A 15,361-nucleotide genomic window follows, 5' to 3' on the forward strand; every position below is an offset into this window, starting at 1 on the left:
GCCGGGTAAGCGCAGCGCCACCCGGCACAACCGCATTAGCTAAACACCACCTGCGCCCAGCGCGCCAGCCCTGCCGTAACGGAGCCAAAGTCATCGCCGCCGGCAATGGGGATCCCCGGCAGCTGTTCCGCCAGCGCCTTCTTGATCAGCGGTGAACGGGCGCTACCGCCGGTCAGGTAAATCACGTCCGGTTTCTCTTTGCCGTTCTCCAGCGCCAGCTGTACCTGCTCCAGAATACGCTGTAGCGGCTGGGCCAGCGCCAGTTCCAGCCCTTCCCGGGTAATGGTCGTTGCCAGATTGTCGCTAATAAACGGCAATGAAACGGCCTGCTCCGGACAATCGGAAAGGGCAATTTTGCTCTCTTCTGCGGTGCGCACGACCCGGTAGCTCAGGCGCTGGCGCCACACTTTATAGAGCAGTGCGACCTTCCCGGCATCCTGTGCGTCGCGCACCAGATCATTGAGGAAACGGCCATTCGCGGTGCTGTAAAAATCACTCTGCGCAGGGACGTCGTTGATGGCAATCGCGTTCCACCACGGCAGGATCGGCAGGGCGATGCCTTTCTCGGTTTGTCCGCCCATGCCGAGCAGCGGCATCAGGCTCTTGAACGCCAGGGCGATATCCAGATCGTTACCGCCGACGCGGCAGCCGCTGTGCCCCAGCAGGCTGTTTTCACGATCGCGACGGTGATGCCATTGCGGCCCCATCAGCAGCAACGAACAGTCCGTCGTACCGCCGCCGATGTCCACTACCAGCACCCGCTTCTCTTCCGTCAGCGTGGCTTCAAAATCCAGCCCCGCCGCAACCGGCTCATACTGGAACACCACGTCGCTAAAGCCCGCCCGGTGCGCCGCACGCTCGAGGATCCCCTGCGCCTGCTGGTTGGCTTCATCACCGCCCAGCCCCTGGAAGTTGATCGGGCGACCAATCACCGCCTGGGTGATGGTCTCCGGCACCTGCGACTGCGCCTGATTGCGGATATGCAGCATCATCGCGCAGACCAGATCTTCAAACATCGCCACCTGCTGCGGCTTCAGGCCGCTGGCACCGAGGAAGGATTTAGGCGATTTAACGAAGTAAACCTCTTCCGGATCGTCAATGTACTGCCCGAGCGAAGAGAGGCCGAACTGCACGCTGGAAGGGGTAACGTCGATATCTTCCTCGCGGTTAAAACTGACCGCACGGCGCAGCAGCGCCTGCGATTCTGCCGCCGTGGCCGGAACCTGATGATGGCGGAACAGCCACTCGCACACCGCTTCACGCGTGGGCGCGCAGAGCATTGACGGCAACAGCGTACTGCCGTTTTCCATTTTCAGGAGCTGCGGTTGTCCGTTTTGCATTATCGCAACCGAGCAGTTTGCGGTGCCGTAGTCGAATCCAATAAACACAATAAATCCCCATGCCGGTGAGAAGGGGCGAGACTTTAGCGAAATGTCTGCCAGGCGACAACAGGAATATGAAAGCAAGGCGCAACGCTATCTTTCGGTTTATGCTGAGGTAAATAAAAAAAGGAGAGACGATGTACATCCTGAACTGGCAACCGCCCTACGACTGGCAGTGGATGTTTGGCTTTCTTGCCGCGCGTGCGGTCACCGGGGTGGAGACCGTCACGGAGGCTTACTACGAGCGCAGTTTTGGCTATGCGGGGCAGCAGGGCGTTTTTCGGGTTACGCCGGACAGCGCAACCCATACGCTGGCGGTGTCGTTCAGCCCTGGCCTGATCCCGGTGGCGGACATCTGCCTCGACCGTATCGCCCGCCTGTTCGATCTTGATTGCGATCCGCAGCAAATTGCGCAGACGCTGGGCGATCTCGGCGCGGCGCGTCCGGGGTTACGTTTGCCGGGGGCGATGGACGCATACGAACAGGGCGTGCGCGCCATTCTCGGGCAGCTGGTGAGCGTGGCGATGGCGGCAAAACTGGCGTCGCGGGTGGTGGCGCTGTGCGGTGAACCCATCGAGGATGCGCCGGGCTACCTGTGTTTTCCTCCGCCAGACGTGCTGGCCGCGGCGGATCCGCTGGCGTTAAAAGCCCTCGGAATGCCGCTCAGGCGCGCGGAGTCATTGATTCATCTGGCGCAATCGGTGGTGGACGGGGAATTCCCGCTGTTCCCGCCTGCGGACGTGGAGGCTGGGATGAAGGCGCTACAGCAGCGGCCCGGCATCGGACGCTGGACCGCTAACTATCTGGCCCTGCGCGGCTGGCAGGCAAAGGACGTTTTCCTGCCGGATGATTATCTGATTAAGCAGCGTTTTGCCGGCATGACGCCTGCGCAGATCCGTCGCTATGCCGAGCGCTGGCAGCCGTGGCGCTCGTACGCGCTATTACATATCTGGTACACCGACGGCTGGTCGTCGTCAGTTGATGGCGAAATAGCTGGTATTCAGCAGTAAATCGAGCGGCTGCGCTTCCCCGATGGTATCGCCGTAAATAAAGTCAACGCCGATGCCCGACAGCGTATCCATCATGATCGACTGGTGGCACGGCCCGGCAATGGTTTTTAGTCCCAGACGCCGGGCGTGGCCCTGAATGATGGTCACCATCATCTCGTCCATCAGATTGCCGTGGACGTTGGTCACCACGTCTGCATCCAGCAGCAGATAATCAGCGGTGGTGGCGCTGAGCTGACTGAAGACGTTCATGTCGCGTCCGACGCGGGTCAGCACCACGCGGCAGCCGGCATGACGAAGCTTTTGCAGACCCTGCTGCACGTTTTCATCCGTGTTGTTCAGCACATCAACGGCGATCGCCAGATGCAGCAGCCGCGCCGGCAGCGGGCCTTTGGTAATCAGGTCGAGCAGTTCATCCACCAGCGTGACGCTGGCTAACCCCGCCTCTGAGAGCGGCAGCGCGACGCCCATACCTTTGGCCGCCACCTGTGCGGCATAGGTACGGAAAAACTCGCTGAATATCCGACGGTCGAGGGCGTGCAGCAGCTCCGCCTCTCCGAGCCCGGCGCGGAAGGCATGCTCTTCCAGCACTTCTCCCTGGCTGGTCCACAGCCGCAGGGAAATCAGCCAGAAGCTGCTGCTCTCGGGAATGCGCGGCGAGGCGACGCTGCGGGCGATCATCAGCAGATGATTATCTTTAATCATGTGCCACTGCTCATCCAGCGACATCATGCTGCGCGTGCTGTGGATCCGCTCCTGCTGGGGTTCATAGACGGTGACCACGCCGCGCCCGCTGTTTTTCGAGGCGTAACAGGCAATGTCGGCCTGAGACATCACTTCCGCAGCCTGATAATTGCTGTCGTCAATCAGCGTGATCCCCGCGCTGGCGCCAATGCGGTGCAGGCGTCCTTCCCAGGAAAAATGGTAGCTGTTGATGGCGTCAATCAGCCGGCCCGCAATGTAGCGTGCGCTTTCGACGTTGCAGTCCGGCAGCAGCAGGCCAAACTCGTCGCCGCCCAGACGCGCCAGCACGTCGCTGGAGCGCAGCATGGTCAGCATTAGCGAAGAAAGCTCGCGCAGGAGGGCGTCGCCCGCCGCGTGGCCTGCCGTATCGTTTACCGCCTTAAAGCGGTCAAGGTCGATAAAGACCAGCGCGTGACGCTGGTGGGTCTCCTGGACCGTCTGCAACAGGCGCTTCAGGTGATTTTCGAAGCTGACGCGGTTCGCCAGGTGGGTAAGGGCATCATGGGAGGCGCTGTAGCTCAGCTGGCGCAGCATTTTGCGCGATTCGGTTACGTCCTGAATCACCAGCACCGAGCCGATAGTATGGCCGTCCAGGGTGCTGAGCGGGGTAATGCTGTAATGAATGTCGAAACTGCCACCGTTCCGGCAGTTAAGCACCACGTCCTGTTCGATATCGGTACGGGACATATCGCCGCTGTGGATGTTTTCCATTAGCGGTCCCTTCTCGCCGAAGGTAATGTGTAGTACTTCCAGCACGGGCTGACCCAGCGCTTCGCTTTGCGACCAGCCGCTCATCTTCTCGGCGACCGGGTTCATAAAGGTGATGTTCATGTCGACGTCGGTACACAGCACCGCTTCGCCGATGGAGTCGAGGGTGATATGCAGGCGCTCTTTTTCCTGGAACAGCGCCTCGTTCAGCTGCTTCACCTCGGTCATATCCATGTTGATGCCTAACAGCCGCTCCACTTCGCCCTGTTTGTTCAGCACCCGGTTTGCCAGGGAACGAATGTGGCGAATGCCATCCTTGACGCGAATGCGAAATTCCAGCTTGAAGGGGACCCTGGCCTGGAGTGATTCACGCAGCACCCGTTCGGCGTTCGCGCGATCTTCAGGCACGATGGCGTCATGCCAGAGCTGCCAGGAGGGCTTTATGTGCGCAGGGATCTCGTACAGCTCAAACATTCGTTTATCCCAGCTAATCACGTCTGGCTCAAGATCCCACTCCCAGATGCCAATCCCACCGGCTTCGTTAGCGAGGGTGATACGCTCCATCAGGCGCTTATTCACCCACTCGGTCTGCTTCAGGTCGTTGATATCTTCAATCTGAGCAATAAAGTAGAGCGGCGTACCGTCGGCATGTCGCACGACGGAGACGGCCAGCAGCGCCCAGACCACCTCGCCGTTGCGGGTGTAGTAACGTTTTTCGAGGCTGTAGGTGTTGATCTCGCCGTGGATCAGCTGTTCGAGCTGTTCCAGGTCGGTATTTAAATCTTCCGGCCAGGTTAACTGCTGGAACGTGAGCGACTGGAGCTCCGACTGGCTGTAACCGAGGAAATTGCACAGCGCCTTGTTGGCCTGGAGCCACTGGCCCTCAATGCTCACCAGCGCCATGCCTATCGCGGAATATTCCATCGCATTACGAAAACGCGCTTCGCTTTCCGTGATGTGTTTACGCTCGGCCCGGAAGGCATACATCACCATCGTCATAATGTTGGCGGGGAGCAGCATCATCAGGAAGGGGAGCCACGGCGCGTTGAAGGTGACGATCATGCTGGAGGGCGTCATGGAGAGCGGGTTTCGCGCCATCATCAGGGATACCATCATGATGGTGAATAAAAAGATCAGGAACGCTTCCATACGCGGCAGGCGCACCGCGCTCCACATCAAAAGAACGATGATGCAGGTGAACGGCCACGGCAGCCAGGTAATTGCCGTCCAGCTCAGAACCAGCGTAACGACCAGGGTGACCAGCGTTTCCAGCAGCAGTTTGGGGTTGCGATGGCGCAGCAGATAATGCGGCTTAAACAGCAGACCTAACGGCACCAGCGCCAGTGCGCCAATGGATTCTGACAGAACCCAGAAAAGAAAATTACGCAGCGGCTCCGCGCTCGGCACCAGAAAATGCACCAGAATGCCGCCTACCAGCGGCGGCACAACGGCACTGCCGAGGGCGAGTCGGACCCAGTCGTTGAGGTTTTGCAGCGGGTTATACCACGGGAGAAGCTTACGCAGTAACAGCGCGCCGATGGTGGCCTCAATGATATTGATCGCCGTGTAGGTGATGCTGATCGATTCCCATGAGAACAGCATCCACGAGGCGAAAATATTGCCAAAGGAGCAGGCGAGCGCAATGCCGGGCCACATTTTTCCCGCGTGGCGGTAAAACGCCACCATCATGATTGAGGTCGGAAACCACAATGGCGCCAGCAGCGTACCGAAGCGAGTCAGTTCAAGGGAAAATAAGGTGAAGATGAACGTGACCAGACCCAGACAGACAAGCCGCAGTAAAGGATGTGGGGTAGTGACCAAAACCCGCTGGTATTGTTTATTCATTACCGCTCTATCCAGGGACGCCGTGTTGTCAGGAGCCAGGTCCGGACGCGTAAAAGTAATAATTTGGTTTATGCTAGTACAAACATTTTACAATTCATATGCTGAGTGCTCAGATTTTGACTTCATAGACTTATAAAATAGTGACTCTGCGAAGAAGGGTGTGGAAATGGCGATTAAACGCGCGTAAAAATTTCGCTAAAGGCGAGAAGGGGCGCTTTTCAGCCCGCCTCGCATAACCTGCGCATTCGACTGGTATCACGCCCCCGAAATCCCTATAATTGCCGCGTTTGACGCTCCGGCGTCGTCCTTCCTTACATCCAGGTTAATCAGGTCGCTAAATTTATGACTGATAAGTCTCATCAGTGCGTCATCATAGGCATCGCCGGCGCATCGGCTTCAGGTAAAAGTCTTATTGCCAGTACGCTTTATCGCGAACTGCGTGAACAAGTGGGTGATGAGCATATCGGTGTTATTCCCGAAGACAGCTATTACAAAGATCAATCCCATCTTTCGATGGAAGAGCGCGTAAAAACCAACTACGACCATCCCAGTGCGATGGATCACAGCCTGCTGTTCCAGCATCTGGAAGCGCTGAAGCGTGGCGAGGCGATTGAACTGCCCGTCTACAGCTACGTGGAACATACCCGCACTCAGGAAACGATCCGCATCGAGCCCAAGAAAGTCATTATCCTTGAAGGGATTTTGCTGCTCACCGACGCCCGTCTGCGCGAATCAATGAACTTCTCGATTTTCGTCGACACCCCGCTGGATATCTGCCTGATGCGGCGTATCAAACGCGACGTTAACGAACGCGGCCGCTCCATGGACTCGGTGATGGCGCAGTATCAGAAAACCGTTCGCCCAATGTTCCTGCAATTTATTGAGCCTTCAAAACAATACGCCGATATTATTGTTCCTCGCGGCGGTAAAAACCGTATTGCTATCGACATCTTAAAAGCGAAAATCAGTCAGTTTTTTGAATAAGCCGCGTGAATTGTGTACCGTTCAGAGATAACCTGGTTTTGCCCTGATGCCGTAAAGCTTCAGGGCGCGATGCACGAAAGGAGAAAGTGCCATGCGTCTTTGTGACCGCGATATAGAAGCCTGGCTGGATGAAGGCCGCCTGTCTATCACCCCGCGTCCGCCGGTTGAGCGTATTAACGGCGTGACCGTTGATGTGCGTCTGGGGAATAAATTCCGCACCTTCAGCGGCCACACGGCACCGTTTATCGACCTCAGCGGGCCGAAAGACGAAGTCAGTGCGGCGCTGGATCGCGTCATGAGTGACGAAATCGTCATTGAAGAAGGCGAGGCGTTTTATCTCCATCCTGGCGAACTGGCGCTGGCGGTGACCTTTGAGTCCGTCACGCTGCCGGCGGATCTGGTGGGCTGGCTTGACGGACGCTCTTCCCTGGCGCGTCTGGGCCTGATGGTGCACGTTACCGCGCACCGTATCGATCCGGGCTGGTCTGGCCGTATCGTGCTGGAGTTCTTTAACGCCGGTAAACTGCCGCTGGCGCTTCGCCCGGGAATGATGATTGGTGCGTTGAGCTTCGAGCCGCTGACCGGCCCGGCAGACCGTCCTTATAACCGCCGTCAGGACGCAAAATATCGCGACCAGCAGGGTGCGGTTGCCAGTCGTATCGATAAAGACTGATCTGTGAGTTCACTGAGGAAGCCATGAGAAGAGTTCTGACAACGCTGATGATTTTGCTGGTGGTGCTGGTGGCTGGCCTTTCAGCGTTGGTGCTGCTGGTTAACCCGAACGACTTCCGGGCCTATATGGTGCGACAGGTTGAAGCGCGCAGCGGGTATGAACTCAAGCTGGACGGGCCGCTGCGCTGGCACGTCTGGCCTCAGCTCAGCATTCTCTCCGGGCGCATGTCACTTACCGCGCCGGGCGCCGCGCAGCCGCTGGTGACCGCGGATAACATGCGTCTTGATGTCGCGCTCATCCCGCTCTTGTCCCATCAGCTCCAGGTCGAACAGGTGATGCTGAAGGGCGCGGTGATCCAGCTTACGCCACAAACCGAAGCCGTTCGTCAGGCGGATGCCCCAGTCGAACCGCATGAAAACACCTTGCCTGACGTCCCGTCTGACGCTGGCTGGTCGTTCGATATTGGTAGTCTGAAGGTCGCTGACAGCGTGCTGGTTTTCCAGCATGAGGACGACGAGCAGATCACCGTACGCAATATCAACCTCAGGATGGAGCAGGACGCCAGCCATCACGCCACCGTGGAGTTCTCCGGGCGGATCAACCGCAATCAGCGCGATCTCAACCTGTCGATGAACGCGAACGTAAACGCTTCGGACTACCCGCATCAGCTGACGGCGGATATTCAGCAGCTCAACTGGCAGCTGACCGGCGCGGATTTACCCACAAAAGGTATCGCTGGCCAGGGTACGATGCAGGCGGTCTGGCATGAAGAGCGCAAACAGCTGGAACTGAACGCGCTAAACCTCCAGGCGAACGACAGTACTCTTAAAGGACAGGCGAGCGTTACGCTTGATGAAAAACCTAAGTGGGTGCTGGATCTGCAATTCGACAGGCTGAACCTTGAGAATCTGCTTCCGTCGCAACCGGTGAACGCAGCCGATGAGGGGGTCACGCAGGTAGGGCAAAGCCAGGTCACGCAAACGCGTCCGGTGATCTCCTCCAATCTCGATCGGCCTGACTATAACGGCCTGCGAGGCTTTACCGCCGACATCCTGCTGAAAGCGAACAGCGTGCGCTGGCGTGGGATTGATTTTACCGACGTCAGCAGCCAGATGTTCAACCACAATGGCCTGCTGGTCATCTCTGAGCTCAGCGGAAAAATGGGGGCAGGGAATCTCTCCCTGCCGGGCACGCTGGACGTACGCAAAGACGTTGCCAGCGCCGCGTTCCAGCCGCGTCTGGAAAACGTTGAGATTGGCACCATCCTGAAAGCCTTTAACTATCCGATTGCCCTGACGGGGCAACTGTCGCTGGCGGGGGATTTCTCCGGCACGAAGATCGATGCGGACGCCTTCCGCCGGGGCTGGCAGGGGCGGGCGCACGTTGAGCTGAAAGATTCGCGCATGGAAGGGCTGAACTTCCAGCAGCTGGTGCAGCAGGCGGTAGAGCGCAGCAGCAGCGTGAAGGCGAATGAAAACTACGACAGCGCCACCCGTCTCGACAGCTTTACCAGCGAGCTTGCCCTCGACAACGGTCAGCTCTCGCTCGACGAGATGCAGGGAACCTCGTCTCTGCTGGCGCTGACCGGAAACGGTGCGCTGGATCTGGTGAAAGAGACGGCTGATACCCGCTTCAACGTCCGCGTGAAGGCCGGCTGGGAAGGTGAAGGCCAGCTTGTTGAATTCCTGAAAGAGACGCCAATACCACTGCGCGTCTACGGAAAGTGGCAGGCGCTGAATTACAGTTTGCAGGTCGATCAGATCCTGCGTAAGCATCTTCAGGATGAAGCGAAACGTCGGCTGAATGACTGGGCGGATCGCAATAAAGAGTCCCAGTCAGGTAAGGACGTGAAAAAACTGCTCGATAAGCTCTGATGCCTGTTGTGCCGGGTGGCGGCTTCGCCTTACCCGGCCTACAAAAGCCAGACACCGTAGGCCGGGTAAGCGAAGCGCCACCCGGCTTTTTTACACCTCAAAATCCCTCTCATCGTCACCGCGCAGCGGGATCAGCTGCACCTTCTGCACGCGATGACTTTCCACCTGCAAGGTTTTAATCATGTAATCCCCCACCTGAACCTCTTCGCCCGGCTGCGGAATACGTTGAAGATATTCCATCAGCAAACCGGCGATGGTGTGGTATTCGCGCTTCTCGTCCAGCGGAAGCGGAACGAACTGCACCAGATCTTCAAGCGGCATGTGGCCGTTAGCGGTCCAGCTGCCGTCGGCGTTTTTCTGAATATCGTGGCGCGCGTCGATCTCATCCACCTCATTTGGCAGATTACCGGCAATGGTTTCCATAACGTCGCTGAGCGTCACCAGTCCTTCCACAGAGCCAAATTCATCCACGACAAATGCGAAGTGGGTACGCGCGTTACGGAACTGCTCCAGCGCGGAGAGCAGCGGCAGCGCTTCCGGGAAGACCAGCGGCTGGCGCACCAGCGCGCGCAGGTTGAGCGGCTCACCGTGCAGCTGCTGTTGCAGCAGGTCGATCACGTGCACCACGCCCAGCAGCTCTTCTTCCTCGTCCCCGCCGGTGACGACCACGCGGGTGTGCTGGTTTTTATCCAGCAGGGCGCGGATCTGCTCTTCCGGCGCCGTCAGATCTATATGCTCAATGTCGTGACGGGAGGTCATGATGCTGCTGACGGAGCGCTGGTTGAGATTGAGCACACGCTCTATCATCCGGCGCTCCTGCGGGTTGAAGATCTGCCCGTCGCTGTGGTCGGCAAGCATCGCCGCGGACTCGGCGTCCAGCTCGGCATCCTCTTTCCTGCCGCTCAGCAGGCGCATCACCGTATCGGCGGTGCGCTGTCGTAGCGTCTGGTTCGCGGAGAGAAAGCGGCGGCGGTTGAAGATGGCCAGCTGGTTCAGAAACTCAATCAGCACCGAGAAGCCAATTGCGGCGTACAGGTAGCCTTTTGGGATATGGAAGCCGAAGCCATCCGCAACGAGGCTAAAGCCAATCATCAGCAGGAAGCTGAGGCACAGGATCACGATGGTCGGGTGGCTGTTTACAAATCGCGTCAGGGCCTTGCTGGCGAGCACCATCAGGGTGATGGCGATGATCACGGCGGCCATCATCACGGCCAGGTGGTCAACCATCCCGACGGCGGTGATCACTGAGTCGAGAGAGAAGACGGCGTCCAGCACTACGATTTGTGCGACCACCGGCCAGAATTTAGCGCCGCGTCGCTGGGTGGGGTTTTCGCTGTCTTTCCCTTCCAGCCGCTCGTTAAGCTCAACGGTAGCCTTGAACAGCAGGAACAGCCCGCCGAAAAGCATGATCAGATCGCGGGCGCTAAAGCTCAGGCTCTGAACGGTGAAGAGGGGTTTGGTCAGCGTGACCAGCCAGGAGATAGAGGCCAGCAGCAGCAAACGCATCACCATGGCGAGCAGAAGGCCCGTCACGCGGGCGCGGTCGCGCTGCGAGGGAGGCAATTTATCCGCAAGGATGGCGATAAACACCAGGTTATCAATCCCGAGCACTAATTCAATGACGACGAGCGTCACCAGCCCGGCCCAGATTGATGGATCGGCAATCCATTCCATAGTAAACGCAATACCTTCTGTTATATGACGAATGTCACACTTCGATCATGGATAAAGCCGACCAAAATTGCAATGCCGGGGTGAGATTTCTCTTAATGCTACACTGAGGTAAAACCGATTTAGGGCGCGCTGTAAATAAGTTAATTGCGAAGATTTAATTACAATGAACGATATTTAGGATATATCGCAGTAAATGGTTTGGCGCGCAATTTTGTCAATATAAAGAAAATCCGAAAACCTCAAAACTTTGCTCTTAATATTAATCTTAAAAACGAATATTAGGACGGTTGTCTCCTTGCCTGCTATTAGGTTAGCTGCAACAATTCTCCCAGCATCAAATGTTAAATTTCGTTGTTGCTATTTTTGTTTCGGTCTTTAGTGAAGGTAATTCATTATCAACCGTGCCTTTGACGTGGTTGATATATTCTACAAAAGGCCATGTTCAGAAGGGTGTCTATCCATAACGCATTGTTTAGTCAGTGTATTGGTAACTGAAAGCCAAGGGCGGTAGCGTGCCTGAAAGCGTGTGAATCAGCCTCAATTATTCTGTCAATAGCCAACAGATGAATAAGCTTACTTTAGGACTGATGCCAGTTATATTGCTAAATGATTAACTGCATTCTGATTGTCACCACGACCCGCGCTTATTTAAATTGCACAGGATAATTACTCTGCCAAAGTGATAAATAATCAATGATGAAATCCAAAATGAAATTGATGCCATTATTGGTGTCTGTGACCTTGATGAGTGGTTGCACGGTCTTTCCCGGCAGCAATATGTCAACAATGGGCAAGGATGTGATTAAGCAGCAGGACGCTGACTTTGATCTCGACAAAATGGTGAATGTTTACCCATTAACCCCACGTCTGGTAGAACAATTGCGCCCGCGTCCGAACGTTGCTCAGCCAAATATGTCGCTGGACCAGGAAATTGCCTCTTACCAGTATCGCGTGGGGCCGGGTGACGTTATTAACGTGACCGTCTGGGATCACCCGGAACTGACCACGCCTGCGGGCCAGTACCGCAGCTCAAGCGACACCGGTAACTGGGTCCAGTCCGATGGCACCATGTTCTATCCGTACATTGGTAAAGTGCACGTTGCAGGCAAAACGCTTGCTGAGATCCGTAGTGATATTACCGGCCGCCTGGCGCAGTACATTGCTGACCCGCAGGTGGACGTTAATATCGCCGCGTTCCGCTCCCAGAAAGCGTATATCTCCGGCCAGGTTAACAAATCCGGCCAGCAGGCTATCACCAACGTACCGCTCACCGTTCTGGACGCGATCAACGCCGCGGGCGGTTTAACCGACGGCGCCGACTGGCGCAACGTGGTGCTGACCCACAACGGCAAAGAGCAGCGCATTTCGCTTCAGGCGCTGATGCAAAACGGCGACCTGACCCAGAACCGCCTGCTTTATCCGGGCGACATTCTTTACGTGCCGCGCAATGACGATCTGAAAGTGTTCGTGATGGGCGAAGTGAAGAAACAGAGCACCCTCAAGATGGACTTCAGCGGTATGACCCTGACCGAAGCGCTGGGCAATGCGGAAGGCATCGATCTGACCGCCTCCAACGCCAGCGGCATCTTCGTGATCCGTCCTATCAAAGGCGAGAACGCGAAGGGCAAAATTGCCAATATCTACCAGCTGGATATGTCCGACGCGACGTCTCTGGTCATGGCAACGTCGTTCCGTCTCCAGCCATACGATGTGGTCTACGTCACCACCGCGCCGGTTGCCCGCTGGAACCGTCTGATCAACCAGTTGCTGCCTACCATCAGTGGCGTTCGCTACATGACGGATACGGCGAGCGACATTCATACCTGGTAAGCCGCGATGTTTAACAAAATTCTGGTGGTGTGCGTGGGGAACATTTGCCGTTCCCCCACGGCTGAAAGGCTGCTGAAGAATTACCAGCCTGCGTTAACGGTCGACTCCGCAGGGCTTGGCGCGCTGGTTGGAAAAGGTGCCGACGAGCGTGCATCGAGCGTAGCCCTTGAACATAACCTCTCACTCGACGGGCACGTTGCCCGTCAGGTCTCTGGCCGGATGTGCCGGGAATATGACCTGATCCTCGCGATGGAAAAACGCCACATTCACGCGCTGTGCGATATCGCACCGGAGATGCGCGGCAAGGTGATGCTGTTTGGTCACTGGGATGGTGAGCGCGAAATTCCCGATCCGTATCGCAAGAGCCGCGAGGCCTTTGAGGCGGTATACACCTTACTAGACCAGTCTGCCCGCCAGTGGGCGCAGGCACTGAAAGCTCAGCAGGGATAACAATGACAGAAAAAACAAAACCTTCTGCCGCCCCGACGTCGGGCAGTGATGAAATCGATATCGGTCGTCTTGTCGGGACTGTTATTGAAGCGAAATGGTGGGTGCTGGGTATTACCGCCGTTTTTGCCGTGGCGGCGATCGTTTATACGCTGTTCGCGACGCCGATTTACAGCGCCGATGCGCTGGTGCAGATCGAACAGAACACCGGTAACTCACTGGTTCAGGATATCGGCTCGGCACTGGCCAATAAGCCACCGGCGTCGGAAGCCGAAATTCAGCTGATCCAGTCGCGCCTGGTTCTGGGCAAAACGGTTCACGATTTGGGGCTGGATATTGCGGTCACCAAAAATACCTTCCCGGTATTTGGCGCAGGCTGGGATCGCCTGATGGGGCGCAGTAACGATACGGTAAAAGTTACCGACTTCGTGATTCCAAAAGGGGCAGGGGACCAAACCTTTACCCTGACCGTGCTGGGACCGAAACAGTATCAGCTGACCAGCGACGCGGGCTTGAGCGTGCGCGGAGAGGTGGGGCAGATGCTGACCAAAGACGGCGTGAGCATCCGGGTTGGCGCCATCCACGCGCACGAGGGCGGTGAGTTTACTGTCACCAAGTTCTCCACGCTCGGGATGATCAACAATCTGCAAAACAACCTGACCGTTACCGAAAACGGCAAGGACACCGGCGTTCTGAGCATGACCTTCACCGGTGAAGATAAAGATCAAATCCGCGACATCCTGAACAGCATCACTCGCAACTATCTTGAGCAGAATATCGAGCGCAAGTCTGCGGAAGCCGCGAAAAGCCTGGCGTTCCTCAGTAAACAGCTGCCGGAAGTGCGCGCCCGTCTGGACGACGCCGAGAACAAGCTGAACGCGTACCGTCAGGATAAAGACTCCGTCGACCTGCCGCTGGAGGCGAAATCGGTTCTCGACTCCATGGTCAATATCGACGCGCAGCTGAACGAGTTGACCTTCAAAGAGGCGGAAATTTCCAAGCTCTACACCAAGCGTCACCCGGCGTACCGCACGCTGCTGGAGAAACGCCGCACGCTGGAAGAAGAGAAGGCGAAGCTGAACGACCGCGTGACCGCTATGCCGAAGACGCAGCAGGAAATCGTGCGTCTGACGCGTGACGTGGAATCTGGCCAGCAGGTGTATATGCAGCTGCTGAACAAACAGCAGGAGCTGAAAATCACCGAAGCCAGCACCGTCGGCGACGTGCGTATCGTTGACCCGGCGATCACCCAGCCGGGTGTGCTGAAGCCGAAGAAGGCGCTGATTATCTTCGGCAGCATTATTCTCGGCCTGATGCTCTCCATCGTCGGCGTGCTGCTGCGCTCCCTGTTCAACCGCGGTATCGAAAGCCCGCAGGTGCTGGAAGAGCACGGTATCAGCGTTTACGCCAGCATCCCGCTTTCCGAGTGGCAGAAGTCGCGTGACAACGTCAAAACCGTTAAGGGCGTGAAGCGTTACAAACAGAGCCAGCTGCTGGCCGTGGGTAACCCGACCGACCTGGCGATTGAAGCGGTGCGCAGCCTGCGTACCAGCCTCCACTTCGCCATGATGCAGGCCAAAAACAACGTCCTGATGATGACCGGCGTAAGCCCGTCAATCGGTAAAACCTTCGTCTGCGCCAACCTGGCGGCGGTGGTGAGCCAGACCAACAAGCGCGTGCTGCTGATCGACTGCGATATGCGTAAGGGCTACACCCATGAGCTGCTGGGGACCAACAACGTTAACGGCCTGTCCGAAATCCTGCTCGGGAAAGGGGAAATCAGCGAGAGCGCCAAGCCGACGTCGATTCCCAAATTTGACCTGATCCCGCGCGGTCAGGTGCCGCCGAACCCGTCTGAACTGCTGATGAGCGAGCGCTTCACGCAGCTGATCGAGTGGGCGAGCAAAAACTATGACCTGGTGCTGATCGATACCCCGCCAATTTTGGCCGTCACCGACGCCGCCGTCGTGGGGCGTCATGCGGGCACCACGCTGATGGTTGCACGCTATGCGGTGAACACCCTGAAGGAAGTAGAAACCAGCCTGAGCCGCTTCGAGCAGAACGGCATCGAGGTGAAAGGGGTCATCCTGAACTCCATCTTCCGCCGCGCGACCGGGTATCAGGATTACGGCTATTACGAGTACGAATACAAGTCTGACTCTAAATAACAAAACACACCCCACACCCCACACC

General features: G+C 57.0%; 10 protein-coding genes. 7 read left to right on the forward strand and 3 right to left on the reverse strand.

What is annotated here, in order from left to right; all coding sequences use genetic code 11:
- Positions 1-35: 35 nt before the first annotated feature.
- Complete coding sequence (gene yegD / locus INF58_RS20090) at positions 36-1,388, reverse strand: molecular chaperone (protein WP_193528376.1); 1,353 nt, start codon at positions 1,386-1,388, stop codon at positions 36-38.
- A 131-nt stretch (positions 1,389-1,519) separates the two neighbouring features.
- Here yegD and alkA point away from each other — a divergent pair, with 131 nt between their 5' ends.
- A complete protein-coding gene (gene alkA, locus INF58_RS20095) occupies positions 1,520-2,392 on the forward strand; it encodes a DNA-3-methyladenine glycosylase 2 (RefSeq protein ID WP_193528377.1) in 873 nt (290 codons plus the stop codon).
- On the opposite strand, the gene INF58_RS20100 is transcribed toward alkA, so the two are convergent.
- Positions 2,357-5,686 carry a diguanylate cyclase gene (locus tag INF58_RS20100; protein WP_193528378.1) on the reverse strand — a complete coding sequence of 1,110 codons (3,330 nt, stop codon included), beginning with the start codon at positions 5,684-5,686 and terminating at the stop codon, positions 2,357-2,359. The two genes, alkA and INF58_RS20100, sit on opposite strands and share 36 nt — an antisense overlap.
- A gap of 342 nt (positions 5,687-6,028) precedes the next feature.
- Between INF58_RS20100 and udk the strand changes: the two genes are divergently transcribed.
- From udk to asmA, 3 genes are all read left to right on the forward strand, one after another.
- Positions 6,029-6,670 (forward strand): uridine kinase, encoded by a 642-nt coding sequence (gene udk / locus INF58_RS20105; protein ID WP_000130320.1) that lies wholly within the window; start codon positions 6,029-6,031, stop codon positions 6,668-6,670.
- Positions 6,671-6,761: 91 nt separating this feature from the next.
- On the forward strand, positions 6,762-7,343 hold the full coding sequence (gene dcd, locus INF58_RS20110; RefSeq protein WP_006811250.1) for a dCTP deaminase: 582 nt from the start codon (positions 6,762-6,764) through the stop codon (positions 7,341-7,343).
- Between the two features lie 23 nt (positions 7,344-7,366).
- The gene (asmA, locus tag INF58_RS20115) at positions 7,367-9,217 is read left to right on the forward strand and encodes an outer membrane assembly protein AsmA (protein WP_193528379.1); all 1,851 of its coding nucleotides are present in this window, start codon (positions 7,367-7,369) and stop codon (positions 9,215-9,217) included.
- Positions 9,218-9,307: 90 nt separating this feature from the next.
- On the opposite strand, the gene INF58_RS20120 is transcribed toward asmA, so the two are convergent.
- The gene (locus INF58_RS20120; protein ID WP_063868350.1) at positions 9,308-10,891 is read right to left on the reverse strand and encodes a TerC family protein; all 1,584 of its coding nucleotides are present in this window, start codon (positions 10,889-10,891) and stop codon (positions 9,308-9,310) included.
- Between the two features lie 693 nt (positions 10,892-11,584).
- Between INF58_RS20120 and INF58_RS20125 the strand changes: the two genes are divergently transcribed.
- Genes INF58_RS20125 through wzc form a run of 3 tightly spaced genes read left to right on the forward strand, consistent with a single transcriptional unit; the run spans position 11,585 to position 15,336 of the window.
- The gene (locus INF58_RS20125) at positions 11,585-12,721 is read left to right on the forward strand and encodes a polysaccharide export protein (protein ID WP_022648641.1); all 1,137 of its coding nucleotides are present in this window, start codon (positions 11,585-11,587) and stop codon (positions 12,719-12,721) included.
- Between the two features lie 6 nt (positions 12,722-12,727).
- A complete protein-coding gene (gene wzb / locus INF58_RS20130; RefSeq protein ID WP_063450260.1) occupies positions 12,728-13,171 on the forward strand; it encodes a low molecular weight protein-tyrosine-phosphatase Wzb in 444 nt (147 codons plus the stop codon).
- A 2-nt stretch (positions 13,172-13,173) separates the two neighbouring features.
- Positions 13,174-15,336, forward strand: coding sequence for a tyrosine-protein kinase Wzc (gene wzc, locus INF58_RS20135; RefSeq protein WP_063868351.1), 2,163 nt, complete (start codon positions 13,174-13,176; stop codon positions 15,334-15,336).
- Positions 15,337-15,361: the final 25 nt, after the last annotated feature.

It is taken from the genome of Enterobacter cloacae complex sp. P24RS (assembly GCF_014982165.1).
In the GTDB taxonomy this organism is placed as follows: domain Bacteria; phylum Pseudomonadota; class Gammaproteobacteria; order Enterobacterales; family Enterobacteriaceae; genus Enterobacter; species Enterobacter quasihormaechei.

Coding starts and splice junctions, on each gene's coding strand:
- udk (WP_000130320.1), top strand. CDS start 6,029: ATGACTGATAAGTCTCATCAGTGCGTCATCATAGGCATCGCCGGCGCA.
- alkA (WP_193528377.1), top strand. CDS start 1,520: ATGTACATCCTGAACTGGCAACCGCCCTACGACTGGCAGTGGATGTTT.
- wzb (WP_063450260.1), top strand. CDS start 12,728: ATGTTTAACAAAATTCTGGTGGTGTGCGTGGGGAACATTTGCCGTTCC.
- dcd (WP_006811250.1), top strand. CDS start 6,762: ATGCGTCTTTGTGACCGCGATATAGAAGCCTGGCTGGATGAAGGCCGC.
- INF58_RS20125 (WP_022648641.1), top strand. CDS start 11,585: ATGATGAAATCCAAAATGAAATTGATGCCATTATTGGTGTCTGTGACC.
- asmA (WP_193528379.1), top strand. CDS start 7,367: ATGAGAAGAGTTCTGACAACGCTGATGATTTTGCTGGTGGTGCTGGTG.
- INF58_RS20100 (WP_193528378.1), bottom strand. CDS start 5,686: ATGAATAAACAATACCAGCGGGTTTTGGTCACTACCCCACATCCTTTA.
- wzc (WP_063868351.1), top strand. CDS start 13,174: ATGACAGAAAAAACAAAACCTTCTGCCGCCCCGACGTCGGGCAGTGAT.
- INF58_RS20120 (WP_063868350.1), bottom strand. CDS start 10,891: ATGGAATGGATTGCCGATCCATCAATCTGGGCCGGGCTGGTGACGCTC.